Here is a 25,318-nt window from a genome sequence, read left to right on the forward strand (position 1 = left end):
CTCTCCATTTTGTCATCCATAAAAAAGAAGGGCTGCCTTTACGAGGGCAGCCCTTTTGTGTTGTTTACAGCCTCAGGCGGGCATGTGCTGGCGCAGCACCTTCAGCATCAGCGGGTAGAGCTGCGGGTTGGCGGTGAGCAGGGCGAAGGGCGGCCGGAAGAAATCCGTCTGCCCGTCCGGCGCGGTCAAGAGGCCCCCAGCCTCCTGCACAATCAGCGCGCCCGCGGCCACATCCCAGGCCTTGAGCGAAAGCTCCCAATAGCCGTCCAGGCGTCCCGAGGCCACGTAGCACAGGTCTAAAGCCGCCGAACCCAGGCGGCGCACACCCTGACACTGCAGCGAGAAATCCGCGAACAGTTCCAGATTCAGCTGGCGCTGCTCCAGTTCGTAAGGGAAACCGGTGACCAGCAGGGCGTCAATCAGTTGATCTGCGCTGGAAACGCGGATAGGCTGGTCGTTGAGCCAGGCGCCGCGCCCGCGCTGGGCGCTGAAACACTCGTCGCGCATGGGGTCATACACCACCCCCAGTTGGGTCTGGCCGCCCTCGGCGTAGGCGATGGACACGGAAAACAGCGGCACGGAATGGGCGTAGTTGACGGTTCCGTCCAGGGGGTCCACATACCAGGTATGCGGACTGCCGCCGTTGATCTGGCCGCTTTCTTCGGCCACAATGTGGTGGCCGGGGAACTGGCTTTGGATGGCGTTGAGGATGTGGGCTTCGCAGCGGTGGTCAATTTCGGTGACCAGATCCACGGGGCCTTTGTGGCCCACCTGGTGGGCTTGGCCAAAACCGGCGCGCTGAATCTCTCCGGCCTGGCGGGCGATGCGGATCAGGTCTGTCAATTGGGGTTGCATGGGGGGTTCACTCCGGGTTTGGGTAAAAAGTCAGGCTGTTGGCGGGCCAACAGCCTGCGTATGGGTTTGCTGGGGGGTAGGGGGGTGGGACTTACTCTTCGCCCTTCTCAAATTTTTCCATAAAGAGGGTCAGCTCATTAAGCTCGCGCTGAATTTCCTCGCGGTCGTTGATGGCGTGCTGCAGCAGCGTCTCGAAGGCCGGTTTTTGATCCGGGGGCAAGGTTTGCAGCAGTCGCTCGGTACGGGCGATCTGGGTGTGCTTGTAGCGCAGCTTGCCTTCCAGCCGTTCGCGGTAGCCGCGGTAAAAATCCTCGTCTTCCAGCGGCTGGGGCAGGGTGGGCACCCCCTGGGTCAAAATTTCGGCCACGGTCAGCAGGAAATCTTCGGTGTCAATGGGCTTTTCGATGAAGCGCACGCCCCCCAGGCTGAGCGCAAAGCGCTTATCTTCGGCGGTGATGTAGGTGGCCGAGACAAAGATGAGCGGGATGGCGCTGGTGAGCGGATTCTTGCGCAGGTTGTGCGCCAGGGCATACCCGTCCATCTTCGGCATGAGGATATCCGTGATGATCAGGGCCGGGCGCTCATGGGCGATTTTTTCCAGGGCTTCCTGCCCGTTGTTGGCGGTGATCACCGGATAGCCCTTGAAACGCAGGGTGACTTCCAGAAGTTCCTGAACGTTGGGAACGTCTTCTACAATTAAGATGGGGCCGTAGGGGATGCTCATGTTTTAGATTTTACGAGGGAAGGGGAGGAAAGGCAAGACCGAGAAACGCAAATTAGCTTACAGTTCCTCAACAATTCAACGCGCACGCGCCGCCGCCCATTCCAGCAAATGGTGGAGGCCCAGCGCGGTGCACATCAGCCCCAGCAGCACCGGAAAGAGGTAATAGCGCCCCCAGTTCAGCGGGCTGAAGCAGGCCGCCGCCACCAGCGGGCCCAGTACCCCCAGCAGACCCAGGCGCACGGCCAGGGCCGCGGCGCTTTCACCGGCTTTGCGGCCGAAAAGCCCGCGCAGCAGCACGGCAGCCCCCACGGCGGTGAGCGCGCCGTTCAGCAGCACCGCCCCAGGGAAGCGGAAAGCGGCATCGCTGGAAAAGACATGCACGGCTGCCGCGCCGATTTGCTCCAGGGGGGAGGTGAGGGTGTCCTGGGGGAAACCTTCGGTCTGCACCTGCATTTCCTGCAACCGGAATTTGTACATGCGCCCCAGGCGGGTGAGAGGGTCGCTGTGCAGCAAGGGATACACGGCGATGAGGGTGCCCATGGCCAGCAGGCTTACCAGGGGGATAACCCGCAGGGCGAAGGTGCGCGCGCGGGCGGGGGAAATGGAGCCGCGCCAGAAGAGGGCCGCCCACAGCGCCGCGGCGGCTGCGCCCCCCGCGGCCAGCAGGCCGTTGAGTTTGCTGGCGGCCGCCAGACCGGCGGCGATGCCGGCCAGGGCGAACCACAGATAGGCGCGCCGCAGGGGGGCGTTCTCCGCTTGCGCGGCCCGCAGCCAGCTTTGCAGCCCCGCGATGGTGAGCACGGCGCAGGCCAGCACAAAGAAGAGCAGGGGGGCTTCCCCCAGGGCGCGCAGGGTGGTCTCGCGCAGGTAGGTGCTGGTCAGCAATAGGCCAGCCAGGGCGTAGGCCCCCAGCCGTCCGCTGAGCGCGCCGGCCAGGGCGAAGAGCAGCCCCACGCTGAAGGCCGTCAGCAGCACCATCGGCAGGCGCGACCAAAACAACAGCCGCGGGGTGGGCATTTTGCCCGCCTCGATATTGCCCTGCACGTCTAAAGCCCAGTTCCAGGGTGTGTTCAGGTCGCGCACAGCGTAACCGCCAGCGCGGCGGCCGATGGCGATGAGATAGCGGGCAGCGGGGGGTTGAGTGAGGGTCCAATAGGTTTCCTGCCAGCCCCAAACCGCGTGCCAGGCTTCCGGCGGGAATTCACCTTGAATGAAGGCTTCGTAAAACTGGCTGGTGGCGATCCAATCGCTTTCATCGGGGGTGTGCAGGATGTGCGGCAGGTGGAAAAAGAACACCGCCGCCGCCAGAAGCGTGACCAGGCACAGCTCCAGCGCGCCGGGTTTTCGGGTGAGCACACCGCGGATTCGATCCCCCATGACGGCTCAGCACTCCCCGCGCATTTCGGCGGCCAACTGACGGTAATATCCGTCCATGTAGGCGGTGCGCGCCTGGGCCAGGGCCCGCGCGCTGGGGGTGAACAGGCGGCTTTCCACATTGCGCAGCTTGAACAGGTATTCATGGTAGGAGCTGTGTGCTTCGCCGGGGAGCTTTTCGCCGGTCTGTAAAAACTGCTCGGAGGGCTGCGCGTAGATGGGCTGACCGGCCAGCACGGCAAAGCCGATGGTGCGGGCCACGCCGATGGCGCCCAGCACGTCCAACTTGTCGGCGTCAAAAATCACCTTGGCTTCGATGCTTTGGGGCGGTTCGCGGTCGTCGCGGTAGCGGTGGGCGCGGATGCAGTGCTGCACGGCGGCGATGCGCTCGGCAGGCCAGCCCTCCGCGGCCAGCACTTCGGCAGCAAATTCAGCCGAGGCCAGATGATGTTCCTGCCGTCCGCTGCCGTTGGGTGAGGCCCCGCGGGAATCGTGCAGCAGGGCGGCGGCATGGACGATGTCCACATCCGCGCCTTCCAGGTGGGCCAGCCGTTCGGAAAGGGTGTACACGCGCAGGACGTGTTCAAAGTCGTGGACGGCGTCAGCGCTCTGATACCATTCACGCGCCTGTTCTATGCTGGGCATGCGGCCCTCCTATGCGGGCAGGATCTGTCCGCGCTTGATCACGGTTTGCACCAGATTGGTACCGAAGCGGTAGCCCAGGTGGCGGTAGTCATCCACCGACAGAATCAGCAGATCGGCCTGTTTGCCCAGCTCCAGCGAACCCACGCGCTCGGCGCGGCCCACGGCAGCGGCGGCGTTGATGGTGGCGGCGGCCACGGCCTGAGCGGGGGTCAGGCGCAGGTAACGGCAGGCCAGGGCGATGACGAACTGCATGCTCTCGCACCAGGCCGTGCCGGGGTTGATATCGGAGGCCACCGCCAGCAGGCCGTCGGCTTCCAGGATGGCGCGTGCGGGGGTGTAGTGGGGGTCGGCCAGGCCGAAAGGCGTGCAGGGCAAGGCCACGGCCACGGTGTTGGAACGCGCCAGGGCGGCGATATCGGCGGCGGAGGTCTTCACCAGGTGATCGGCCGAAGCGGCCCCCAGCTCGGCCGCCAGACTGGCCCCGCCCAGGTTGTCAAATTCATCCGCGTGGATCTTGAGCGGGAAGCCCAGGGCTTTGGCCGCGGTGAGGATTTGGCGCGACTGCTCCAGGCTGAAGGCGCCGGTCTCGCAGAACACGTCCACATAGGGCAGGGGGCGCTGGCCGCCGTGGGCCTGCCACCAGGCGTGCAGGGCGGGCAGCATTTCGCTCACCACCTGGTCGGTGAAGGCCTGCGGGTTGTCTTTGGTTTCCTGCGGGATAGCGTGTGCGCCCAGGAAGGTGGGCACCAGCTCCAGCCCGCCTTCGGCGTCCAATTCCAAAAGCACCTGCATCTGGTGCAGTTCAGATTGGGTTTCCAGGCCGTAGCCGGTTTTGGCCTCGGCGGTGGTGGTGCCGTGGCGCAGCAGGCTGCGCATGCGCGCGCGGGTTTGATCTTTGAGCGTTTCCAGGCTGGCCTGGCGCGTGGCGCGCACGGTGGAGACGATCCCGCCGCCCGCCGCCATGATTTCCAGATAGGTCTTGCCCTCCAGCCGCATTTCAAATTCGGCGGCGCGGTCCCCAGCCCATACCAGATGGGTGTGGGGGTCCACAAAGCCGGGCATCACCACCTTGCCGCCCGCGTCCAGGGCCGGCTCATTGGGGAAATCGGCGCGCAGTTCGGCGGTGGAACCCACGGCGGCAATTTTCCCGCCGCGGACCAGCACCGCGCCGTTGGGAATGATCCCCAAACGGCCCAATTCGCGGCCGCGTTGGGGGCCGCCGGGCAGGGTGAGCAGTTGAGAAGCGGAGTGAATGAGCATGGTTCCTCGCAGGTCAAGCCGGATCGGATGGGGTGGACTGTTTGGCGACGTGCACCAGGCCCAGCAGCAGAAAAGCGGCCAGGTTAAACAGCAGCGCAGCGGCACCGTTGCTCCAGAAGCCGAAGTCGTACAGCTGCGGCGCGATCAGCGTGCCGATGGCGCGCCCCAGCGAAAAGATAGCGATATTGAGACCCAGCAGGGTGGCGCGGGCCGAGGGCAGAATCTCGCTCATCAGGGGCAGCGAGCTGACCAGGGTGAATTCGAAGCTGAGGTAAAAGAAGAACAGCCCCGCCAAAGCTCCCCACAGGCTGCCGCTGAGCCAGGGCAGGGCCAAAGCAAACAGGCTGTTGGCCGCCAGGCCAATGCGGATGGCGCGCGCCTTGCCCAGCCGGTCGACAATCAGGGCGGTGATGCCCTCGCCGCCCAGCTCGGACAGGCCGATGACCACCGAGGCGGCGCTGAGGGCGGCGATTTGCAGCCCAAAGGTGTCTTCCATCCACACGCCGAACATCAGGTTGACCACCTCGTTGGCAGCGGTGAAGCACAGGCCCATGCCCAGCCCCGCCAGCGCCGCCGGGCTGCGCAGCACCACGCCCAGATTGGCCAGGGGATTGTGGACGGCGCCGCGCTGGGGGCGGTCTTGGGGCACCACCCGCGCCAGGGCGATCAGCGCGACCAGGCCGAGGCCCGCCAGCACCGGGAAGGGCGATTGCCAGCCGTACCGGGCGATGAGAAAGCCCACGGCGGGAATGCCCAGGATGAAGGACAGCGACCAGCCGAATTCCACCACGGCCATGGTACGCCCGCGCTGTTCGTAGCTGACCTGATCGCCGATGTAGGCCTGCATGGAGGAGATCACCAGGAACATGCCCAGCAGCGACAGGCTGAGCCCAGGGAAGAGGGCCTCATAGCGCGGGAAGAGCACCAGAATACCGGCCCCCACCACGAAAATGCCCAGGCCGGTCAACATGCCCACCCGCCGCCCAAAGCGGTCGGCCAGGGGGGAGAGGAAGGGATTGAACATGCCCATAAACTGGCGCACGGTGAGGGCCAGGGAGACCTGATCCACGGTGACGCCCAGGCCGCGCGCAAACACGGCCAGGAAAGGGTACATCATGCGCACGGCGGTGTTCAGCAGGGTGCGGATGAAGGTGAAGAGGATCAGTTGAACGCGAAAGGAAGAAGGCTTCATGGGGTGCGCTTTCGGGCGGCTCGCCGCCACAGGAAGGCCACTTGCACGGCCAGTACCAGGGTGAAAACCAATAGGAGGATAAAGAAGAATTGAATGCGGGTTGAATCGGATTGGGCGATGGGGGCATCGGGGTGCAGAATGTTTTGCAGGCCGCCCAGCGACCACCACAAGGCCGCGCCGAAGCCCAGGTTGGCCGCCGAGGACAGCCAGGGCACGGACGCCAGCCACAGGCCCACTTGCAGCAGCAGCCCCACCACGCCGAAGGTGAAGGGCACCCGCCAGCGAGGTTCATCTAAATACAGCCCGCCCCAGGTGAGCTGCATCACCAGCAGGGCCATGGGCAAATAGGTCAGCCAGAAGGTCAGACCGGTGTGGGCCAGGGCCTGAGACCAGCGATGCACATCCAGACGGCGCAGCAGCAGCCCCGCCGCCCCTGCCAGGGCTGCGGCCCCAAAGACGATCTTGCCGACCCACACCCAGGCCCCGTGCACCATGATCAGGCGCAGATTCGCGCCCAGCGAGCGCTCTTCGGGGGCCAAAAAGGCGGTGAGGGCGATGAGCCCCAGGGTCAACGCCAGGGCCAGCCATTGCCATCGGGTGGAACGGGAAGGGGGAACAGACACTCTGCCTCCGCGCGGTTTTTTTTATGAAACGGTCAGGGCTTATTGTACCCTAGAAAAAAACGGGCTGCCCGTTCTATTCAGAACAGACAGCCGTGCGGCAGCGCTGAGTGAATTCCTAATCTTGATCGGGCGGTTGGGGCCGGTCGGGCAGGTTAGGCACGTATAGATAACGCCCGTCATAGGCGTTCACCCACCCCAGGGTCAGCAATTGGCCGATTTCCGCTTCTGAAATGGTGTGGCTGATTTCGTGCGGGTCCACGGCCACGAACAGGCCGTCATCCACCGCCTGAAAACAGCCGTCACCCCAGTCAATCACCACTTGGCCGTGCTTTAAAACCACAACCCACTGACGATCTACCGGTGTTCCAGAGACCATGTGTTATCCCCCCCTTTTTTTGGAATACGGATTTCGGTTTAGGCGCCCTGTTTGGGCAGGATCTGGGCGAAAGTGGTGCTGCGCAGGCGGTTGACCAGCTCGGCCTGGGTGTCGCACCACAGAGGGCGCAGCAGGCAGCTGGGGCCAAAGGGGCAGTTTTCTGGGTTGTCGGTGCACTCGTTCAGCGCAATTGGGCCGTCAATGGCTTCCACCACTTCCAAAACGGAAATTTCTTCTGGCGAGCGAGCCAGCGAAACGCCCCCGCGCGCACCGCGGGAGGTGTGAATGAGCCCGGCGATGGAGAGTTGGGAGATGATCTTGGCAAGAAAGGAGGGAGGAATCCGTTGATCTCCAGCGATCTGGCTGGTGGAGGCGCGGCGGTTCGGTTCCATCTGGGCGAGGTAAATCATCGCCCGTAACGCATAATCGGCCTGCCGTGTGATTTGCATATCAATAATCCTTCATTCAGAAAATCAGGTCTTATTTATCTAGATTTTAAGTTTATTATATTCCGGAATTTCCGGCAAGTGTAATATATCATGCCAAAAGATGACAGATTACGTCATAAAACTTTCGGCTGTGCAGCAGCGTTTCCTTTTTGGAAATCCGGCCAAGTGCTTTTGTGCGCCCGGCGGCGCCCGCTTCGCCCATCGGGATCGAGACGCCTGTTCGAATCACTGCGCTTAAAAATACCATTGGTATCCCAGCTTGCATAGAGCGTACCCCGTGGGATTTCAGAGCGCCCCTCTGGTATAATCGCGGCATGGATGAATACCGCTTCTTTTACCCCATTCAAGTGCGCTACGGCGATATTGATGCGCAGTGGCATGTGAACCATGCCCACACCGTGACCTTTATCGAGCAGTCGCGCTTTGCGTATCTGATGGCTCTGGGCCTGTTTGACGGCAAGAATTATTTCGAAGTGGGGGTGATTGTGGCGGATCTGCACGTCAGCTATCTGGCCCCCATCGAAATTCAGCAAAATGTGCGCGTGGGGGTGCGTATGGCGCGCATCGGCTCGAAGAGCATGACCCTGGAATACCTGGTGGAAGACGCCGCCAGCGGTCAGGCCCTGGCCAGAGCCGAGACGGTGATGGTGGCCTATGATTACCACTCCCGCCAAAGCATCCCCGTGCCCGCCCGCTGGCGCGAGATCATCTCAGCCCATGAGGGGCGCACCTTCTAATCGTTTTCATTGAGGACGGCATGACACTCCCTAACCTTGCTACAGAAAAAATGATTGAGTTCCTGTGCGGTCTGCTGAACACCCCCAGCCCCACCGGAATGGCAGACGCGGGTATTGCCTTCACCGAGCAGGCTCTGGCGGCTGTCCCCGGCATCAGCATGCGCCGCACGCGCAAGGGCGCCCTGGTGGCGGTGATTCCGGGCCAGCGCAGCGACGCTCCGCGCGCCCTGACCGCCCACTGCGATACCCTGGGCGGGATGGTGAAAGAAATCAAGCCTAACGGCCGCCTGAAGCTGACCCAGATCGGCGGTTTTGCCTGGAACACGGTTGAAAATGAAGGCTGCACCATCTTCACCGCCAGCGGCAAAACCGTGCGCGGCAGTTTGCTGGTGAACACGGCCTCGGCGCATGTGTACCGCGCGGCCGTGACTGAGACCAAACGCGAGGACGCCAACATGGAAGTGCGCCTGGATGCGCGCACCACCAACGCGGAGGAGACGCGCGCCCTGGGCATTCAGGTGGGTGATTTTGTGGCCTTTGACCCGCGGGTGGAGGTGGTTAACGGTTTTGTGCGCTCGCGCCATCTGGACGACAAGGCCTGCGTGGCCTGTGTGGTGGCGGCGGTGCAGGCCCTGGCGGACGCGGGGCTGAAACCGGTGCAGACCACCTACCTTCATATCAGCAATTATGAAGAGGTCGGCCACGGGGCTTCGGCGGGCATCCCCGCCGAGGTGACCGAGCTGCTGACGGTGGACATGGCCGCGGTGGGCGACGGGCAGACCTCCAACGAATATCAGACCTCGCTGTGCGTCAAAGATTCGGGCGGGCCGTATCATCACGGCTTGAGCAACCGCCTGCGCCAACTGGCGGATGAGCACCAGATCCCCTACGTGGTGGACGTGTACCCCTTCTACGGCTCGGACGGCGAGGCATTTTGGCGCGCAGGCGGGGATGTGGCCGTGGCGCTGATCGGCCCCGGGGTGGACGCCTCGCACGGTTACGAGCGCACCCACACCGACGCGCTGGAAGCCACCGCGCGCTGGGTGATGGCCTATCTTTTAGCCGAATAAGAGGCCGGACATGCCGCTGTCCGAAGGGGAGCTTTTGGCGTATTTGCAGGCTCAGGGCCTGTCCTATAGCTACACGGCCCACCCGCCGGTCTATACCTGCGAAGAGGCGGACCAATTTCACCCGCCGCAGCCCGGGGTTCACACCAAGAACCTGTTCCTGAGCGGCGGCGGGCGCTTTTTCCTGGCCACCACCGCCTGCGCCAAGCGGCTGGACTTGAAAGCCCTGGCGCAGACCCTGGACGTGGGCAAGCTGCACTTTGCCAGCCCCGAACAGCTCTGGGAATGCCTGGGCGTGACCCCCGGCGCGGTGACGCTGCTGGCGGTCATCCACGACACGCAGGGGCAGGTGGAAGTGCTGATGGACGCGGACATTTGGGAGGGGCAGGCCTTCTTCTGCCATCCCCTGGTGAACACGGCCACCCTGGTTCTGCCGCGCGCCGATTTACTGCGCTTTTTTGCGCTGACCCAACACCCCCCGCGGGTGGTGGCTATGCCGCAGCGGGGCGGGGCATGAGGAAGGCAAGATGAAGGCTGCTGCGGCTTTTTTCAGCGCATTTTTCCGTCAAGACGCCGAAGCGCGCCTGCCCGCCGCCGTCCGCTGGGGGTTTTTGACAGTTTTGTTCCTGCTGGGGGCGGCTTTTTGGGCCGCCTTCCTCAATTTTGGGGCGGGGCCGTGGGAATACCACGACTGGGCCGAGGTGAACCTGCCGCGGCTGGCCTTTGTGCAGGACGCCGTGCGCACCGGGCAGCTGCCGCTGCACATGCCCGACAGCAGCGCCCTGCGCGGCCTGACCGACCGGTTTCACGCTCTGCCGGACGTGATCCTTTCACCTCAATTGCTTTTACTGGGGGTCATGCCTTTGGGGGTCTTCATCCTGGTGAACTGGCTGCTGCTGTATGCCGCGGGCTTTGCCGGGCTGCTGGCCTTGCGCCGGCAGGAGCACCTTTCGTTGGGGGTGTTTACCAGTCTGTTTTTACTGCTGAATTTCAACGGCCACCTGGCCGCGCATTTGGGGGTGGGGCACGTCACCTGGGGCGGCACCTTTTTGTTCCCCTGGCTGGCCCTGCTGATTCTGCGCCTGCTGGCGGGGGATACCACCTGGCGCTGGGCGGCGCAGACGGCAGCCCTGCTGTTCCTGATCTTCCTGCAAGGCTCGTTTCACCAGTACGTGTGGGCGCTGATGTTCCTGGGCATTCTGGGGCTGGCGGCCTGGCGCAAGGCCTGGGCGGTGCTGCGGGCGCTGGTGTTTGCCAATTTGCTCAGCATGGTGCGCCTGCTGCCGCCCACCTTGCTGCTGGGGACCTTTGACACCGATTTCTACGGCGGCTATCCCTCGCTGGGCGCGGCGGCGCGTTCTTTGCTTCAGCCGCGCGCCCCCGCCGATTCGCTGCCCTTTGCCAATTTCTACTCGCCGCTGGGGTATTGGGAATTTAACCTGTACCTGGGCTGGCTGGGACTGGCCCTGGTGGGGGCGGGGCTGGCGGCCTGGGCCTGGCAGCAGATTTGCGCGCGCAGGCTCTCGCCCCTGTGGGCCCCGTTGGGGGTGCTGGCGCTGCTCTCGGTGGGCAGCCTGTACCAGCCGTTCGCGGGGCTGCCCATCCCGCTGCTGAACGCCGAGCGCGTCTCCTCGCGCATGCTGATCCTGCCGGTGACGATGGCCTGCATCTTGGGCGGGGCGGCCTGGCAGCGCCTGTTGGACGGGCGCCAGCGGGCGGGTTGGGGGGCGCTGCTTTTGGGGGTGAACGCACTGTTGGGGGCCGATCTGCTGCGGCAGGCGTATGCCTGGCGGGTGACGGCGGCCGCAGCGGTGTTCCCGTTCACACCGGTGGACGTGACGATTAAGACCGTGGCAAACCACGCCGACCCGCCCTATACTGGGCTGCTGCTGGCTGGGCTGGCGGTCACCACCGCGGCGGCGCTGGCATTGGCATTTTTCGTGCGGCGCGAAGCGCGCCCAAAAGCTCCGAATAATTAATAAAACTCTTATCAAAAACCTATACAATCGCCCCTTCGGGTGAGTGCAAAGCCCCCTAAACTCTGGTAGAATCCCCATTAAGAACAAAAGAGTTTCGCGGAAGGGTTTCTTTTATTGGTTCCCTTCCCGTTCGAGCCAACCGCCAGGGTGTGCGGCGGATTGGGGACGATTAGGAGGATGACACCGTGGCTGGTATGGAGCGTTTTACGCAACGCGCGCGCCGTGTTCTGAGCCTGGCTCACCAGGAAGCAGAGCGGCTGCGCCAAAATTCAATTGATACCGAGCATTTGCTCGTCGGCCTGAGCCTGGAAGACGGCGGGATCGCCGGACGCGTGCTGCGCGATTTGGGCCTGGAGCCGGATCGTATTCAACAAATGGTGGAGCGCATCAGCGGTTTTGGGCAGGAAGTCACCGGTAAGATTGACCTCACGGCTGGCGTTCAGCAGGTGCTGGAATTTGCCATCGAAGAGGCCCGCCGCATGGGCCACCATTATATCGGCACCGAGCATCTGCTGCTGGGCCTGGTGCGTTCCACCGAGGGCAACGCCCCTGAGGTGCTGCGCAAACTGGGCGTGACCCCTGAGCAAATTCGCCGCCAAACCCGCCGCGTGCTGCAAGAGAGCAGCACTTCACCGGCGGGCGGCCCGGCTGCGCCCGCCAAACCCGCGGGCAAGGGCGAAAAAGAGAAAGACAAGGAAAGCAAAACCCCCCTGGTGGATCAGCTGGCGGTGGATTTGACCAGCCGCGCCGAAGAAGGCAAGCTGGACCCCGTCATCGGGCGGCAGATGGAAATTGAGCGCGTCATTCAGATTTTGGCGCGGCGCAACAAGAACAACCCGGCCCTGATTGGCGAGCCGGGTGTGGGCAAAACGGCCATCGTGGAAGGCCTGGCCCAGCGCATCATCGAAGGTGACGTGCCGGCCCTGCTGCTGGACAAGCGCGTTTTGCAGTTGGACGTGGGGTCGCTGGTGGCGGGCACCATGTACCGCGGCCAGTTTGAAGAGCGCCTGAAGCGCGTGATTGACGAACTGAAGAGCACCGGCGCTATCCTCTTCATTGATGAGGTGCACATGCTGGTGGGGGCAGGGGCGGCCGGCTCCTCGGTGGACGCGGCCAATATCCTCAAACCGGCCCTTTCGCGCGGTGAGCTGCAAGTCATCGGCGCCACCACCCTGGACGAGTACCGCAAGCACATTGAAAGCGACGCGGCTTTGGAACGCCGCTTCCAGCCGATTGTGGTCAACGAACCCAACCTGGATGAAACCATCCAGATTCTGCGCGGCATCCGCAGCGCCTACGAAGAACACCACCGCCTGAATATCTCGGATGAGGCCATTGAAGCGGCAGTGCGGTTGTCTTCGCGCTATGTGACTGAGCGCTTCCTGCCGGACAAGGCCATTGACCTGGTGGATGAGGCCTCCTCGCGGGTGCGCATGTACAAAAGCCCGGCGGCCCAGGCCACCAAAAAATTGATGGGCGATCTGCGCAATGTGCGCCAAAACCGCGCCCTGGCGCTGGAAGACGGCCGCTCGGACGAAGTGTTGGCCCTGCAGGAGCGCGAATCGGAACTGACCCAGGAACTGGACGAGATGCGCACCGCCTGGGACCGCAGCAGCAGCCCGGTGGTCACTGCGGACGACATCGCCGAGGTGGTCTCCATGTGGACGGGCGTGCCGGTGATGCAGATGGCGCAGGAAGAATCAGCCCGACTGCTGACCATGGAAGAAGAGCTGCGCAAGCACATCATCGGCCAGGAAGAAGCCGTGATCAACATCTCCAAGGCGGTGCGGCGGGCGCGTTCCGGGTTGAAAGACCCGCGGCGGCCGATTGGCTCGTTTGTGTTCCTCGGCCCCACGGGCGTGGGCAAGACCGAACTGACCAAGGCTCTGGCGCGCTTCCTGTTTGGCAGCGAAGAAGCCCTGATCCAACTGGATATGTCGGAATTCATGGAGCGCCACACGGTCAGCCGTCTGGTGGGCGCGCCTCCGGGATACGTGGGCTATGATGACGCCGGGCAGTTGACCGAGGCCATCCGCCGCCGTCCCTATTCCATCGTGGTCTTCGACGAGATTGAAAAGGCCCACCCCGAAGCCCATAACATGCTGCTTCAGATCATGGAAGAGGGCCATCTCTCTGACGCCAAGGGCCACAAGGTGGACTTCCGCAACGCCATCATCGTGATGACCTCCAATATCGGCGCGGACATGATCAAACGCCAGTCCTCCCTGGGCTTTAACTTCATCCGCGATGAGGCCCAGGAGGAGCAAGAGGCCTACGACGACATGCGCAAAAAGCTGCTGGATTCGCTCAAGCGCGTCTTCCGGCCGGAGTTCATCAACCGCCTGGATGGGGTGGTGGTCTTCCGCGCGCTCACCCGCTCCGACATCCGCCAGATCGTGCGGCTGGAGCTGGACAAGGTGGCGCAGCGCCTGGAGGAATACGAAATCCGCCTGCATGCCAGCGAAGCAGCTTTGGAACTGTTGGCCAATGAAGGCTACGATCCTGAGATGGGAGCCCGGCCTCTGCGCCGTGTGATCCAGAACAAAGTGGAAGACCGCCTTTCGGATGCGCTCCTGGCCAAGGAGTTCGTGGCGGGCGACACGATTTTGATTGATTTGAACGAAGACCGCGAGGTGGTCTTGCAGCGCGAACCCGAAGCCGAGCCTTTGGCCAGCGCGTAAGCAGCACATTTACACGGGCTGTCCAGCAGGAAAGGACAGCCCGTGTTCTTTTTTCCTGAGAGAAGAGCGGAAGGGGAGCATGGCAAAAACACAAACCCGGTACGTGTGTCAACAGTGCGGGCGGGTCTCACCGCGGGAAATGGGGCGCTGCCCCTCGTGCGGCAGTTACGGCACGATGATCGAAGAAATTGTGTCCACAGCGCCCGCCGCCGCGGCCAGCCGCACGCGCGGCCTGAGCAGCGCCCATTCGCAGCCGCGCCGTTTGGCTGAGATTGAGGGCAACGCCGAAGACCGCCTGCCGCTCTCGATGCAGGAATTTGCGCGGGTGCTGGGCGGCGGCATTGTCCCCGGCTCGATCGTGCTGGTGGGGGGAGACCCCGGCATTGGCAAGTCCACCCTCACGCTGCAAGTGGCGATGGAGATGTCGCGCCAATACAAGGTGCTCTACGTTTCCGGGGAAGAATCGGAGCGGCAGATCAAAATGCGCGCGGTGCGTCTGCTGCAGCCGGAGGGTGAAGGCGAGCCTGCCTTGCCCGAAGACCTGTACCTGGTGACCGAGACCAACCTGGATGTGATTTTGCAGCATGCGGCGGCGGTGCAGCCGGACCTGCTGATTGTGGATTCGATCCAGACCGTGTATCTGCCCGAACTGGAATCCAGCGCCGGGTCGGTGACCCAGGTGCGCGAATGCTCTTCGCGCCTGCGGGAATTGGCCAAATCGGGCGGGATGGCCGTGTTTGTGATTGGGCATGTGACCAAAGAGGGCGTCATCGCCGGGCCGCGGGTGTTGGAACACATTGTGGATACGGTGCTGTACCTGGAAGGCGACCGCTTTTTGTCCTTCCGGCTGCTGCGCTCGGTGAAAAACCGCTTTGGGGCCACCTCGGAGGTGGGCGTGTTTGAGATGGGGGAGCGCGGCATGGTGGAAGTGCCCAACCCTTCGGAGGCTTTTTTGGCCGAGCGGCTGGCTTCGGCGGCGGGCTCGGCCATCACGGTGATGATGGAAGGCACCCGCCCGCTGCTGGTAGAAATTCAAGGCCTCACCAGCCCCACCAGTTTTGGCAACCCGCGGCGCACGCCCAACGGCATGGACATGAACCGCCTGCTGCTGGTGACGGCGGTGCTGACTCGCCGCATGGGGGTGCGGCTGGGCGAGCAGGATGTGTTTGTCAACGTGGTGGGCGGTCTGCGCATCAGCGAACCGGCCTCAGACCTGGCGGTGGCGGCGGCGATTTTTTCCTCGCTGCGCGACCAGCCGGTGCGGGCAGACGCGGTGCTGTTGGGCGAGGTGGGCCTTTCGGGCGAGCTGCGCTGGGTGGGGCAGATGAACCAGCGCCTGCGCGAGGCGGCCAAGCTGGGCTTTAAGACGGCCATCATCCCCCGCCGCGTGCGCCGCTCGGAGCCGCTGCCGGAGGGGATGCAAATTTTGGAGGCGCGTTCGCTGCGCGATGCCATTCAGCAGGCCCTGGTGGCCGAGGAAGGGGCTCACACCCGTGGGTAAGCCGATGATCCGCGCACGCATTCAATTGGCCCTGATCCACATGGCCGTGGCCATGACCCTGGTGCCGATCAACAGTACCCTCAACCGGGTGATGATCAAAGAGTTGGCCCTCTCGGCTACGCTGGTGTCGATCCTGGCCTCGCTCCCGTATATCTTTTCGCCCATCCAGGTGTGGATTGGCTCCTATTCCGACCGCCACCCGCTGTGGGGCTGGCGGCGCACGCCCTACATTGCCCTGGGACTGCTGCTGTGCGCGGGCGGAGTGATGTTGGCCCCGCAGGCGGTCTATCACCTGGCCGATTGGGGCTGGTGGGGATACGTGCTCAGCTTTGGGGTGTTCGCGGCCTGGGGCATGGGCTTCAACGTGGCCTCGGTGTCTTACCTTTCGCTGGCCTCGGAACTTTCGGGCGAAAAAGGCCGTTCGCGCACGGTTTCGGTGATGTGGTTTGTGATGATCACCGGCATCATCCTCACCGCGGCCACCCTCAGCCGCCTGCTGCGCGAATATTCTCCCCAGCAGCTGCAAATTGCCTTTGAATGGGTGGCGTTGACGGCGCTGGCCCTGGGGCTGCTGGGACTGGTGGGTCTGGAGCCGCGCCAGGCGGCGCGTTCCGATGGGCCCGCGCCCAGCCGCACGGGCTGGAACAGCCTGCTGCGCGGGGTGCTGCGCAGTCCGCAGGCGCGCCACTTCTTTTTCTATCTGATTGTGCTGCTGGCGGCCATTTTGGGCCAGGATGTGCTTTTGGAGCCGTTTGGCGGAGAGGCCTTTGGCCTGTCGGTTTCGGCCACCACGCGCATCACCTCCATCTGGGGCGGCACCTTTTTGATCGCCCTGCTGGCGGCGGGCTTTTTTGAACGCCGCCTGGGCAAGCTGCGCCTGGCCAAAATCAGCGCGTGGGTAGCGGCGGCGGGATTTGCGCTGATTGTGGGCAGCGGGCTGATCCATCAGAGCGGTGTGTTTTACGCCGGGGTGGTGATCTTGGGCTTTGGCACCGGCCTGTCTACCGTAGCCAATCTCTCGCTGATGTTTGACATGACCACCCATCAGGTGGGGCTGTTCATCGGCGCGTGGGGGGTGGCGGATGCACTGGCGCGCGGGGTGGGCACGCTGATGAGTGGGGTGGTGCGGGATGTGGTTTCGGCGGTTTTGGGCCAGGCCCTATCGGGCTATCTGGTGGTCTTCAGCCTGCAAGGGCTGATGCTGCTGGTCTCGTGGTGGATGTTGGGGCGGGTGGATGTGCAGCTTTTCCGCGAGCAGACCGAGCTGAGCATCGGCGAGCGCGCCGCCCTGGTGAACGAAGCGTCTTAACCGAAAGGATTGCATCTATGTTTTCAGCCATTTTTCAGCGCGGCGCTGTGCTGCGCACCCGGCGCAATCACGCGCTGGAACATGCTACCTTACAAATCTTAGCCCGCAGGAACCCTCACCGGTCGCTGGCGGGGTATTCGGACCCCGGCGGGTTTTGGGTGGTGGGGAACACCGACCCGATCGAACTGGGAGAGGCGATCGAAGAGGCGCTCAAGCGCCTGCGCGGTGGGGAGCGCGCCCTGGCCGTGCACCCGCACTGCGGCACCAACTTCGCGGTGTCGGGTCTGGCGGCGGGGGCGGCCGCCTGGCTGGCCATGCTGGGCGCGGACGGCAGTTTCCGGCGCAAGCTGGACCGTTTGCCCACGGCCGTGACCCTGGCGACCCTGGCGCTGATCGCTGCCCAGCCCCTGGGCCCGGCGCTTCAGGCGCGCGTGACCACCGAGGCCGACCTGGGTGGATTGCAGGTGACGGAGATTAACCAATATGTACGCGGCCAGGTGGTGACTCACCGGGTGAAAACCCGCGGCGGCTGAGTTCTGCCGTATAATTTCTGAAACCTCAGTTTTTTGGAGCGCCCCTTTTGACCTCGGTTCAGGTTTGGATTCTGCACGGCGATGATGAGATCGCCATCCGCCACGCGGTGGATGGACTGCTGGCCCCGTTGAACGCTTCGGGCATGCTGGATCTGAACTTGACCCGCCTGGACGGGCGGCAGGCCAGCGAAGATGAACTGCGCAGCGCCACAGGCGCCATTCCCTTTCTATCTGAATTTCGCATGGTGGTGCTGAGTCACCCGCTGGCGCGTCTGGCGGATAAAAAAGCGCGGGAGCGGTTCCTGGCCCTTTTGGACGGGCTGCCGCCCACCACGCACCTGGTGATGACCCTGGACGACCAGCTGAAGCTCAAGAAAAAGGACAACCAGTTCCTTTGGGAATGGGAGACGCTGCAAGAGAAGCATTGGCTGAGCGAATGGGTGCGGCGCGACCCCAAGACGCGCAAGATGGAAGGCTACAGCCTGCCCAAACCCGAAGACATGCCGGGCTGGATTGTGAAAAAGGCGCGCGATTTTGGGGGTGAATTCAGCCCTGACGCGGCTCAGGTGCTGGCCGGGCACACCGGCAGCGATACGCGCTGGGCGGAGCTGGAAATTGATAAGCTGCTCACCTATGTGGACCGCAGCCGGGCGGTGAGCGTGGAGGATGTGGAAACGCTGACGGCCCCCGGCACACAGGCCACCGTGTTTCAACTGGTGGATGCGCTGGCAGAGGGCAGCGCGCGCAAGGCCCAGCGCATTTTGCACCAGTTGCTGGCCGAAGAAGACGCTATGGCCCTGTTTGGCATGATCATCCGCCAATACCGGCTGCTGATTTTGGCACGGGAACTGCTGGACGACGGCATCAGTCAGCCGGACGAAGCTGCGCGGCGCTGCGGCGAACCACCCTTTGTGATGAAGAAGGCCTTCCCGCAGGCGCGCCGCTACAGCCTGGGGCAGCTGAAAGGTATTTACCGCCGCCTGCTGGAGATGGATTTGGCCTCCAAGGGGCGCGGCGATAAGCTGCCGCTGGAGGCGGCCCTGGATTTGTTGGTGACGGAGATGGAGCGAGTCTAGGCGTCCAACAGCACGGCGCGCCCCAGTTCGCCGAACACCTGGGCCGCGGCGGTCTCATCCATGAAACCGTGGGTCAGCAGGAACACCTGCCGGCCGCTGGTATAGCCCCAGTCGTGCAGAATGCCGCTGAGCGAGCCAGTTTTGTGATGAAAGGTGAGCGTGTCGCGGGGGACATCGCGCATCAGCAGGCTGTCATCCTGGCAGGAGGCCAGCAGTGAATCGGCAAAGAGCCGCTGCTGGGGGGGCAGCTGATCCAAAAGAGTGTAAAGGCGCATGCAGTCCTGGGGGGTGATCCAGTTATCTAAGCCGCGTTGGCGGGCTTCCAGATCCATCATCTTGCGCTGCAAGCGCACACCGGTTAACCCCAGGCGCTGAAAAGTTTCGTTGGCGTGCTGCATGCCCACCCGCTGGAGAATCAGGTTGGTGCACAGGTTATCGGAGAGGGCGATCATCAGACGCAGCACATCACCGTAGGGCAGCTGGCGGGCGAGCATCTGCCAGGCGAAGCCTGCCCCTTGCACCTGCGGCTCGGCGTCCAGATGACAAAGCTCACCGGAATCCACCTGACCCTCGCGTTCGAGGAGCAGCCAGGCCAGCAGCAGGGGCACTTTGATGATGGAAGCCGAGGGAAAACGCTCGGCATTGGCAAAGAAAACCGGCGATTGGCCTTGAATTTGCCAAAAAACGGCGTAGGAGCCGCCCAACGATGTGATTTTTGTCAAAATGGCGTTCAGGTTCATATGATTAATTATATCGTTCATCGCTGCTTGGCGTGATGATTGTCTTATGATGTTTGACAAAGATGTTCAATCAAGGTACAATGCTAAAGACTTATACTGCTTGCCAAGGGCAAAGCGAGGATCCATTGTTCGTATCCCCAAAAATCCATCTCCAGAGGGCATAGCTGCATGGCCGAAATACTGAATGTACAAGGCCTCGAAACGCAGTTCCGCACCCGCGAAGGCACCGTTCATGCTGTGAACGGGGTCTCGTTTTCTTTGAAGGAAGGCGAGACGTTAGGCATCGTGGGCGAAAGCGGCTGCGGTAAGAGCGTAACGGTAATGTCAATGTTGCGCCTGATCCCATCTCCGCCAGGTAAGGTTGTGGCGGGGAGCGCGATGTATCAGGGAAAAGATCTCCTCAAAGCGACAGATGAGGAAATCCGTCACATTCGCGGCTCGCAAATCAGCATGGTGTTCCAGGACCCGATGACGTCCTTCAACCCGGTGTTGACCATCGGCCGACAGGTTGCAGAACCGTTGGAAATTCACTCCGCGGTTTCGCGCCAACAAGCCTATGATCGGGCGGCAGAAATGCTGGCGATGGTGGGCATCCCGAATGCGAAGGACCGCCTCAACGATTATCCCCACCAGTTCTCCGGGGGTATGCGCCAACGTGTGATGATCGCCATGTCGCTGATCTGTACCCCGCAGATTCTGATTGCGGATGAGCCGACCACGGCCCTGGATGTGACCATTCAGGCGCAGATTGTAGATCTGGTGAAACGCCTGCGCGACGAACTTGGGATGGCCATTATTTGGATTACCCACGACCTCGGCATTATCGCGGGTCTGGCGGATCGGGTGGCAGTCATGTACGGCGGTTTCATTATTGAACACGCGCCAGTGAAAGAACTGTACACCAACCCGACCCATCCTTATACGATGGGCTTGTTGGGCAGCCTGCCCCGCCTGGATGTGAGCGGCCGCAAACGCCTGACCTCGATTGAAGGGATCCCGCCGGTGCTTTTGGAAGCCCCGCACTTCTGCCCGTTCGCGCCGCGCTGCAAGTACGCCGTGGACCGCTGCTGGAATGAAAACCCGGGCGACTTCAACGTCGGCCCCGATCATACCGCTGCTTGCTGGGTGGACACTAAGACTGGGAGAGAACGCTAATATGACATCCAACAAAGTTCTCCTTCGTGTTGAAAACCTGGTAAAGCATTTCCCGATCAAAAAAGGTGTGCTGATTCAGAAACAGGTCGGAGCGGTGCGCGCCGTGGACGGCGTGAGCTTTAATATTTTCGAAGGCGAGACCCTCGGTTTGGTAGGGGAGTCTGGCTGCGGCAAATCCACCACGGGCCGCGCCATTTTGCAGCTGCACCGCCCCACTTCTGGATCTGTGTTTTTTGGGGATAAAGATCTGGTAGCCCTCAAGGGTGAAGAGCTGCGCCATATGCGCCGCAAGATGCAGATGATCTTCCAGGATCCCTACGCCAGCCTGAACCCGCGTATGACCGTGGGTGAGATCGTGGGTGAGCCGATGATCATCCACGAAACCCACAAGGGCAAAGAAGTTCAGGACCGCGTGGAACACCTGTTGAAGCTGGTGGGTTTGAACGCCGCTTTTGCCAACCGCTACCCCCATGAATTTTCGGGCGGCCAGCGGCAGCGCATCGGTGTGGCCCGCGCTTTGGCCCTGGAACCGTCGCTGATCGTCTGCGACGAGCCCATCTCGGCCCTGGATGTGTCCGTTCAAGCACAGGTGGTCAACCTGCTGGAAGACCTTCAGGAACAGTTGGGCCTGACCTACTTGTTTATTGCTCACGACCTTTCGATGGTGCGCCATATCAGCGACCGCGTGGCCGTGATGTATTTGGGCGTGATTGCGGAACTGACCACTCGGGATGAACTCTATAACAACCCGCTGCACCCCTATACCCAGGCGCTGCTTTCCGCGGTGCCGATTCCGGATCCGTTGGCTGAAGAGAAACGCCAGCGCATCATCCTGCAAGGGGATGTGCCTTCTCCCATCAATCCGCCCTCTGGGTGCCATTTCCGCACCCGCTGCCCGCTGGCTACCACGATTTGTGCGGAAGCCAAGCCTGAGTTCCGTGAGGTAAGTCCTGGTCACTTTGTGGCTTGCCACCTGGTATAATTTTTCCAAGGAGGTGATGCTACGGCTAAAAGAGGTCCAGTTAAACGCAAGTGCCAAGCTTACAAGCAGTTCGTATCCATCTCTACTAGGAGGAGAAAGAATGCGTTCTAAGTTATTTGCTGTTGCAGCACTGCTGATCGTCGCCAGCATGGTTTTGGCCGCCTGCCAACCTGCTGCTGCGCCGGCCCCCGAGACCATCGTCCAGACCGTTGTGGTCGAGGGCGAGGTTAAAGAAGTCGTCGTGACCGCCACCCCCGCTCCCGAAGCGGCCAAGCCCGCGGTCCTGCGCATCAACCTGGGGACCTACCCCGACACGATCGACCCCCAGAAGTCGTCCTTCGTCAACGAAATTGCTCACCTCAAGTTGATGTACGAAGGTCTGACCCGTCTGGATGGCGATCTGAACACCATCCCCGCCGCGGCTGAGAAATGGGAATACAACGCCGACGCCACCGAGATTACCTTCACGATGCGCCCCGGCCTCACCTACAGCGACGGAACCCTGCTCAATGCCAAGCGCTTCGAGTACTCGATCCTGCGCAACATTGACCCCGCTACCGCTGGTGAATATGCCGCCATCACTGACGACATCAAGGGTGCAATTGAATGGCGCACCGCTGATGTTGCTAACCTGAGCGAAGAAGAACTCGCCACCCTGAAGGCTGGTGTGATGGTTCAGGCGCTTGACGATGCTGGCCAGCCCTGCACCGACTACGAACAGACCACCTGCAATACCCTGAAGATCGGTCTTGCCCAACCCGCCCCCTACTTCCATGTTGTGATGGGCCTGTGGGTCACCTTCCCCGCGAAGGAAGAACTGATCGCCGAGGGTGGCGACATCTGGTGGAACGCCTCCAAGTTCCATGTTGGTAACGGCCCCTTCGTTCTCCAGAACCTGGAGCCCTTCGTCCGCGCGTACTTCGTCCCCAATGCGGCTTACTGGCGCGGCGCCGCGACCTATGACATCGAATACCGCTACATCACCGATGGCGCGGTTTCCTTCGAAGCCTACAAGAACAACGAATTCGATATCGTTCCCCTGGGTGCTGAAGACCTGGCCACCGTGCAGAACGACGCCGTCCTGAGCAAAGAAGCTCAGATCTACCCCGGCTCCTGCACCTTCGCGCTCATGTTCCACCAGCTCAAGGAACCCTTCACCGATCAGAAGGTTCGCGAAGCGTTCTCCTACGCTCTCGACCGCGAAACCTGGGTGAAGGACGTGCTCAAGGGCCTCGGCTCTTCCACCCTGACCTGGATCCCCAAGGGCTTCCCCGGCTACGATGCTGAGGAAAATCGCTGGGGCTTCGATCCCGAAGCCGCCAAGAAGGCGATTGCTGAATCCAGCTACGGCTCGGTCGACAAACTGCCCGAAATCACCGCCACCTTCGGCGACACCCCCCGCAACCGCGTTCGCTGGGAGTGGATGGTTGCCAAGTGGAAGGAAGTCCTGGGCGTGGATGTGAAACTCAACCCCGTGGAATCCACCACCTTCACCGGCCTGACCAAAGACATCAAGACGGCCCCGCAGATGTTCATCCTCGGTTGGTGCGCTGACTACCCGGATCCCCAGAACTGGCTCTCCGTGTACTGGAAGACCGGCGCGTTTGGCGAGCGGATTGGCTACTCCAACCCCGAACTCGACGCCCTGTTGGCCCAGGCTGACAGCACCATCGATCCCGAAGCCCGCATGAAACTGTATGCCGACGCCCAGCGTCTTTTGACCGACGGCGCCCCGGTGGCCTTCATGTGGAACAACGTCAACAGCTACCTGGTCAAGCCGTGGGTCAAGGGCATCATCCAGACCCCGCAGGACTCCGGCTGGGTGGGTGACAACGACCCGCTGACCATCACCATCGACACCACCATGGTTCCGTAAGGATCCCTGGCAAAATCGAACCAAGCTGTAAGATCTAGCAACTTGTAATTCCGCTGGTCGGCCTTGCCCTCCGGGCGGGGCCGACCAGCCCTTTTTGAAGAACCACACCCCTTTTACTAGGAAGATGCTATGGGCAGATTTGTTGTTCGGCGTTTGTTGTGGCTGATCCCGGTTATCCTGGTGGTTTCAGGTATTACCTTCATTCTGATGCACAGCGCCCCCGGTGGACCTTGGGATCGAGATTTGAGCGCGCGCCAGGTGGACCCCAACACCCAGCGCTTGCTCAATGAGTATTACGGCCTGGACAAGCCGCTGTGGCGGCAGTTTGTGGCGTATATTATTGGCGATTACAACAAAGACGGCAGTTTTAAGTGCGGTTTGGTGTGCGGCAATCTTGGCCCCTCATACCGCCAGCGCGGCCTGACGATTCAACAGATCCTCTTCATGCCGCCCGAAGGAAAGAACTTCTTCTACAGCCGTTTTGGTTATTCCATTCGCCTGGGTGTATATGCTATGCTTTTCGCCGTGATTCTGGGCGTTCCTGCTGGCATCATCTCTGCGCTCAAACAAAACACATGGGCGGATTACATCAGTCTATTCATCGTGACCATTGGTATTTCGGTGCCAAACTTCGTGATCGCGATTTTCCTGATTATCATCTTTGCCTCCTGGCTGCATGTGGTCAGTATTGTACCGCGCAGCTGGGATCAGGTGGATGTCTGGATTTTGCCCGCAATCATCCTGGGATTTGGCACGATGGCCCGCACCGCACGCCTGACCCGTGCTTCCATGTTGGAAGTGATGCGCATGGATTATGTGCGCACGGCGCGCGCGAAAGGTATGGCCGAACGCCTGGTGATTTTCCGCCACATGCTCAAGAACTCGCTCATTCCGGTGGTGACGATGTTGGGCCCCTCCCTGGCTGCTTTGGTGACCGGCTCCTTCATCATCGAAACCATGTTCGGTTTCCCTGGAATGGGACGTGCATACGTTACGGCGATCGGACAGCGTGATTACTCCATGATTATGGGAACCACGTTGATTTATGCTGTTTTGGTGGCGCTGGCCAACCTGAGCGTAGATTTGACCTACGTTCTGCTCGACCCGCGCATCCGATTGGATTAGTGGAGAACTGCCATGACGACTGCACATGATTCTGCAACTGAAACCAAAAATCGCATTGCTGCGTTGGAAGTTGCCACGCCGCAGCGCGATCTGCTGATGGACGGCCTATACCGGCTGCTGCGTAACAGAGCTTCGGTCGTGGGTCTGATTATCATCGCCATCTTCGTGCTGGGCGCGCTGTTCGCGAACTTCCTGGCTCCCTTCAGCCCCATTCAGATCAACTCGGGCAAGGGCTTCCTGCCCCCGGCGTTTGTGGAGGTTGGCCCGAACGGCTACAAGAGTGACCCAGCCTTCCTCTTTGGAACGGATACCCTGGGTCGTGATGTGCTCAGCCGCACCCTGTACGGGGCCCGCGTTTCGATGGTGGTGGGCTTCGTGCCGACCTTCATCATCTTGATCGTGGGAACGGTCATCGGCCTGATCTCCGGCTACCGCGGTGGGTGGGTCGATAACCTGCTCATGCGCGTGACGGATGTGGTGTATGCCTTCCCCGACCTGCTGTTCTTCATCATCATGATGATCACCCTGCGGGATACGTTTATTGGCCAAATGCTAAACGGCTTGTTCCTATTGTTTAGTTCACTGGCCATCGTCAGTTGGGTGGGCGTGGCGCGCGTGGTGCGCGGGCAGGTGTTGTCTTTGAAAGAGAAAGAGTTCATCGAAGCCGCCCGCTGCATTGGTGCCCGCGATTCGCGCATCATGTTCCGCCACATTCTGCCCAACAGCCTCGGCCCGATCATCATCATCTCGGCTATGACCGTGCCGGGCATGATCATCACCGAAGCCATTCTGGGCTACCTGGGCCTGGGCCTGCGCCCCAGCACCAACCCCAAAGATTTCTTCATCACCTCCTGGGGTTCGCTGCTGCTGGAAGGCCAGACGGCCATCAATGCGCAGCCCTGGCTGCTGCTGCTGCCTGCCATCTGCGTCTCCTTGATCGTGTTGGCCTTCACCTTCGTGGGCGACGGTCTGCGCGACGCTTTGGATCCCCGCTTGCAGGGCACGCAATAAATATCCCTGGCTTTACCTAGCCCATAGCAAAGCCAATCCCCTCCCAAA

General features: G+C 61.9%; 24 protein-coding genes. 14 read left to right on the plus strand and 10 right to left on the minus strand.

Going from position 1 to position 25,318, the window contains the following annotated elements; all coding sequences use genetic code 11:
- Nucleotides 1-72: 72 nt before the first annotated feature.
- The 9 genes from ADN01_RS10450 to ADN01_RS10490 all read right to left on the minus strand — a co-directional run bounded on the left by ADN01_RS10450 (nt 73) and on the right by ADN01_RS10490 (nt 7,498).
- The gene (locus ADN01_RS10450; RefSeq protein ID WP_062419634.1) at nt 73-855 is read right to left on the minus strand and encodes an inositol monophosphatase family protein; all 783 of its coding nucleotides are present in this window, start codon (nt 853-855) and stop codon (nt 73-75) included.
- A gap of 91 nt (nt 856-946) precedes the next feature.
- Nucleotides 947-1,579, minus strand: a complete 633-nt coding sequence (locus tag ADN01_RS10455) for a response regulator (protein ID WP_062419633.1) — start codon at nt 1,577-1,579, stop codon at nt 947-949.
- A 75-nt stretch (nt 1,580-1,654) separates the two neighbouring features.
- A complete protein-coding gene (locus ADN01_RS10460) occupies nt 1,655-2,956 on the minus strand; it encodes a phospholipid carrier-dependent glycosyltransferase (protein WP_062419632.1) in 1,302 nt (433 codons plus the stop codon).
- A 6-nt stretch (nt 2,957-2,962) separates the two neighbouring features.
- Complete coding sequence (locus tag ADN01_RS10465) at nt 2,963-3,598, minus strand: HD domain-containing protein (protein WP_062419631.1); 636 nt, start codon at nt 3,596-3,598, stop codon at nt 2,963-2,965.
- 9 nt (nt 3,599-3,607) lie between these two features.
- A complete protein-coding gene (gene hutI / locus ADN01_RS10470; RefSeq protein ID WP_062419630.1) occupies nt 3,608-4,858 on the minus strand; it encodes an imidazolonepropionase in 1,251 nt (416 codons plus the stop codon).
- Nucleotides 4,859-4,871: 13 nt separating this feature from the next.
- Complete coding sequence (locus ADN01_RS10475) at nt 4,872-6,050, minus strand: MFS transporter (RefSeq protein ID WP_062419629.1); 1,179 nt, start codon at nt 6,048-6,050, stop codon at nt 4,872-4,874.
- A complete protein-coding gene (locus ADN01_RS10480; protein ID WP_062419628.1) occupies nt 6,047-6,673 on the minus strand; it encodes a hypothetical protein in 627 nt (208 codons plus the stop codon). The genes ADN01_RS10475 and ADN01_RS10480 overlap by 4 nt, the downstream gene beginning before the upstream one ends.
- Before the next feature lie 115 nt (nt 6,674-6,788).
- Nucleotides 6,789-7,049 carry a hypothetical protein gene (locus ADN01_RS10485; protein ID WP_062419627.1) on the minus strand — a complete coding sequence of 87 codons (261 nt, stop codon included), beginning with the start codon at nt 7,047-7,049 and terminating at the stop codon, nt 6,789-6,791.
- A gap of 38 nt (nt 7,050-7,087) precedes the next feature.
- Nucleotides 7,088-7,498 carry an RrF2 family transcriptional regulator gene (locus tag ADN01_RS10490; RefSeq protein WP_062419626.1) on the minus strand — a complete coding sequence of 137 codons (411 nt, stop codon included), beginning with the start codon at nt 7,496-7,498 and terminating at the stop codon, nt 7,088-7,090.
- 314 nt (nt 7,499-7,812) lie between these two features.
- On the opposite strand from ADN01_RS10490, the gene ADN01_RS10495 reads away from it, so the two are divergent.
- The 9 genes from ADN01_RS10495 (at nt 7,813) to holA (ending at nt 18,381) form a co-directional block, all read left to right on the plus strand.
- Nucleotides 7,813-8,235 (plus strand): acyl-CoA thioesterase, encoded by a 423-nt coding sequence (locus ADN01_RS10495; RefSeq protein ID WP_062419625.1) that lies wholly within the window; start codon nt 7,813-7,815, stop codon nt 8,233-8,235.
- Nucleotides 8,236-8,255: 20 nt separating this feature from the next.
- Entirely contained in the window at nt 8,256-9,305 is a 1,050-nt protein-coding gene (locus ADN01_RS10500; protein WP_062419624.1) for a M42 family metallopeptidase, read from the plus strand.
- A gap of 10 nt (nt 9,306-9,315) precedes the next feature.
- On the plus strand, nt 9,316-9,819 hold the full coding sequence (locus ADN01_RS10505) for a prolyl-tRNA synthetase associated domain-containing protein (protein ID WP_075071121.1): 504 nt from the start codon (nt 9,316-9,318) through the stop codon (nt 9,817-9,819).
- A gap of 10 nt (nt 9,820-9,829) precedes the next feature.
- Entirely contained in the window at nt 9,830-11,281 is a 1,452-nt protein-coding gene (locus ADN01_RS10510; protein ID WP_075071122.1) for a hypothetical protein, read from the plus strand.
- 194 nt (nt 11,282-11,475) lie between these two features.
- Entirely contained in the window at nt 11,476-13,962 is a 2,487-nt protein-coding gene (locus tag ADN01_RS10515) for an ATP-dependent Clp protease ATP-binding subunit (RefSeq protein ID WP_062419622.1), read from the plus strand.
- A 79-nt stretch (nt 13,963-14,041) separates the two neighbouring features.
- Nucleotides 14,042-15,463, plus strand: a complete 1,422-nt coding sequence (gene radA / locus ADN01_RS10520) for a DNA repair protein RadA (RefSeq protein ID WP_062419621.1) — start codon at nt 14,042-14,044, stop codon at nt 15,461-15,463.
- Nucleotides 15,456-16,772 carry a BCD family MFS transporter gene (locus ADN01_RS10525; protein WP_236691007.1) on the plus strand — a complete coding sequence of 439 codons (1,317 nt, stop codon included), beginning with the start codon at nt 15,456-15,458 and terminating at the stop codon, nt 16,770-16,772. Before radA ends, ADN01_RS10525 begins: the two co-directional genes overlap by 8 nt.
- Before the next feature lie 17 nt (nt 16,773-16,789).
- On the plus strand, nt 16,790-17,305 hold the full coding sequence (locus tag ADN01_RS10530) for a DUF6391 domain-containing protein (protein ID WP_062419619.1): 516 nt from the start codon (nt 16,790-16,792) through the stop codon (nt 17,303-17,305).
- A gap of 47 nt (nt 17,306-17,352) precedes the next feature.
- Nucleotides 17,353-18,381, plus strand: a complete 1,029-nt coding sequence (gene holA / locus ADN01_RS10535) for a DNA polymerase III subunit delta (protein ID WP_062419618.1) — start codon at nt 17,353-17,355, stop codon at nt 18,379-18,381.
- Here the strand turns inward: holA and ADN01_RS10540 are convergent.
- Nucleotides 18,378-19,121: a serine hydrolase gene (locus tag ADN01_RS10540; RefSeq protein ID WP_062419617.1), complete on the minus strand. Its 744-nt coding sequence runs from the start codon at nt 19,119-19,121 to the stop codon at nt 18,378-18,380. The genes holA and ADN01_RS10540 overlap by 4 nt on opposite strands.
- Before the next feature lie 168 nt (nt 19,122-19,289).
- Here ADN01_RS10540 and ADN01_RS10545 point away from each other — a divergent pair, with 168 nt between their 5' ends.
- The 5 genes from ADN01_RS10545 to ADN01_RS10565 all read left to right on the plus strand — a co-directional run bounded on the left by ADN01_RS10545 (nt 19,290) and on the right by ADN01_RS10565 (nt 25,270).
- The gene (locus tag ADN01_RS10545; RefSeq protein ID WP_062419616.1) at nt 19,290-20,276 is read left to right on the plus strand and encodes an ABC transporter ATP-binding protein; all 987 of its coding nucleotides are present in this window, start codon (nt 19,290-19,292) and stop codon (nt 20,274-20,276) included.
- A gap of 1 nt (nt 20,277) precedes the next feature.
- A complete protein-coding gene (locus tag ADN01_RS10550) occupies nt 20,278-21,258 on the plus strand; it encodes an ABC transporter ATP-binding protein (RefSeq protein ID WP_062419615.1) in 981 nt (326 codons plus the stop codon).
- A 100-nt stretch (nt 21,259-21,358) separates the two neighbouring features.
- Nucleotides 21,359-23,134 carry a peptide ABC transporter substrate-binding protein gene (locus tag ADN01_RS10555; protein WP_062419614.1) on the plus strand — a complete coding sequence of 592 codons (1,776 nt, stop codon included), beginning with the start codon at nt 21,359-21,361 and terminating at the stop codon, nt 23,132-23,134.
- Nucleotides 23,135-23,263: 129 nt separating this feature from the next.
- Nucleotides 23,264-24,259: an ABC transporter permease gene (locus ADN01_RS10560; protein ID WP_062419613.1), complete on the plus strand. Its 996-nt coding sequence runs from the start codon at nt 23,264-23,266 to the stop codon at nt 24,257-24,259.
- A gap of 12 nt (nt 24,260-24,271) precedes the next feature.
- Nucleotides 24,272-25,270 (plus strand): ABC transporter permease, encoded by a 999-nt coding sequence (locus ADN01_RS10565; RefSeq protein ID WP_062419612.1) that lies wholly within the window; start codon nt 24,272-24,274, stop codon nt 25,268-25,270.
- The last annotated feature ends 48 nt before the right edge of the window (nt 25,271-25,318 follow it).

Origin of the sequence: Levilinea saccharolytica, assembly GCF_001306035.1 — a bacterium.
GTDB lineage: Bacteria > Chloroflexota > Anaerolineae > Anaerolineales > Anaerolineaceae > Levilinea > Levilinea saccharolytica.

Bases quoted from the DNA above. Each gene is read 5' to 3' on its own strand.
- ADN01_RS10505 (WP_075071121.1), top strand. From the start codon at position 9,316: ATGCCGCTGTCCGAAGGGGAGCTTTTGGCGTATTTGCAGGCTCAGGGC.
- ADN01_RS10500 (WP_062419624.1), top strand. From the start codon at position 8,256: ATGACACTCCCTAACCTTGCTACAGAAAAAATGATTGAGTTCCTGTGC.
- ADN01_RS10530 (WP_062419619.1), top strand. From the start codon at position 16,790: ATGTTTTCAGCCATTTTTCAGCGCGGCGCTGTGCTGCGCACCCGGCGC.
- ADN01_RS10450 (WP_062419634.1), bottom strand. From the start codon at position 855: ATGCAACCCCAATTGACAGACCTGATCCGCATCGCCCGCCAGGCCGGA.
- ADN01_RS10490 (WP_062419626.1), bottom strand. From the start codon at position 7,498: ATGCAAATCACACGGCAGGCCGATTATGCGTTACGGGCGATGATTTAC.
- ADN01_RS10485 (WP_062419627.1), bottom strand. From the start codon at position 7,049: ATGGTCTCTGGAACACCGGTAGATCGTCAGTGGGTTGTGGTTTTAAAG.
- ADN01_RS10560 (WP_062419613.1), top strand. From the start codon at position 23,264: ATGGGCAGATTTGTTGTTCGGCGTTTGTTGTGGCTGATCCCGGTTATC.
- ADN01_RS10550 (WP_062419615.1), top strand. From the start codon at position 20,278: ATGACATCCAACAAAGTTCTCCTTCGTGTTGAAAACCTGGTAAAGCAT.
- ADN01_RS10460 (WP_062419632.1), bottom strand. From the start codon at position 2,956: ATGGGGGATCGAATCCGCGGTGTGCTCACCCGAAAACCCGGCGCGCTG.
- ADN01_RS10475 (WP_062419629.1), bottom strand. From the start codon at position 6,050: ATGAAGCCTTCTTCCTTTCGCGTTCAACTGATCCTCTTCACCTTCATC.
- ADN01_RS10465 (WP_062419631.1), bottom strand. From the start codon at position 3,598: ATGCCCAGCATAGAACAGGCGCGTGAATGGTATCAGAGCGCTGACGCC.
- ADN01_RS10565 (WP_062419612.1), top strand. From the start codon at position 24,272: ATGACGACTGCACATGATTCTGCAACTGAAACCAAAAATCGCATTGCT.
- ADN01_RS10495 (WP_062419625.1), top strand. From the start codon at position 7,813: ATGGATGAATACCGCTTCTTTTACCCCATTCAAGTGCGCTACGGCGAT.
- ADN01_RS10515 (WP_062419622.1), top strand. From the start codon at position 11,476: ATGGAGCGTTTTACGCAACGCGCGCGCCGTGTTCTGAGCCTGGCTCAC.
- radA (WP_062419621.1), top strand. From the start codon at position 14,042: ATGGCAAAAACACAAACCCGGTACGTGTGTCAACAGTGCGGGCGGGTC.
- ADN01_RS10555 (WP_062419614.1), top strand. From the start codon at position 21,359: ATGCGTTCTAAGTTATTTGCTGTTGCAGCACTGCTGATCGTCGCCAGC.
- ADN01_RS10540 (WP_062419617.1), bottom strand. From the start codon at position 19,121: ATGAACCTGAACGCCATTTTGACAAAAATCACATCGTTGGGCGGCTCC.
- ADN01_RS10510 (WP_075071122.1), top strand. From the start codon at position 9,830: ATGAAGGCTGCTGCGGCTTTTTTCAGCGCATTTTTCCGTCAAGACGCC.
- ADN01_RS10545 (WP_062419616.1), top strand. From the start codon at position 19,290: ATGGCCGAAATACTGAATGTACAAGGCCTCGAAACGCAGTTCCGCACC.
- hutI (WP_062419630.1), bottom strand. From the start codon at position 4,858: ATGCTCATTCACTCCGCTTCTCAACTGCTCACCCTGCCCGGCGGCCCC.
- ADN01_RS10455 (WP_062419633.1), bottom strand. From the start codon at position 1,579: ATGAGCATCCCCTACGGCCCCATCTTAATTGTAGAAGACGTTCCCAAC.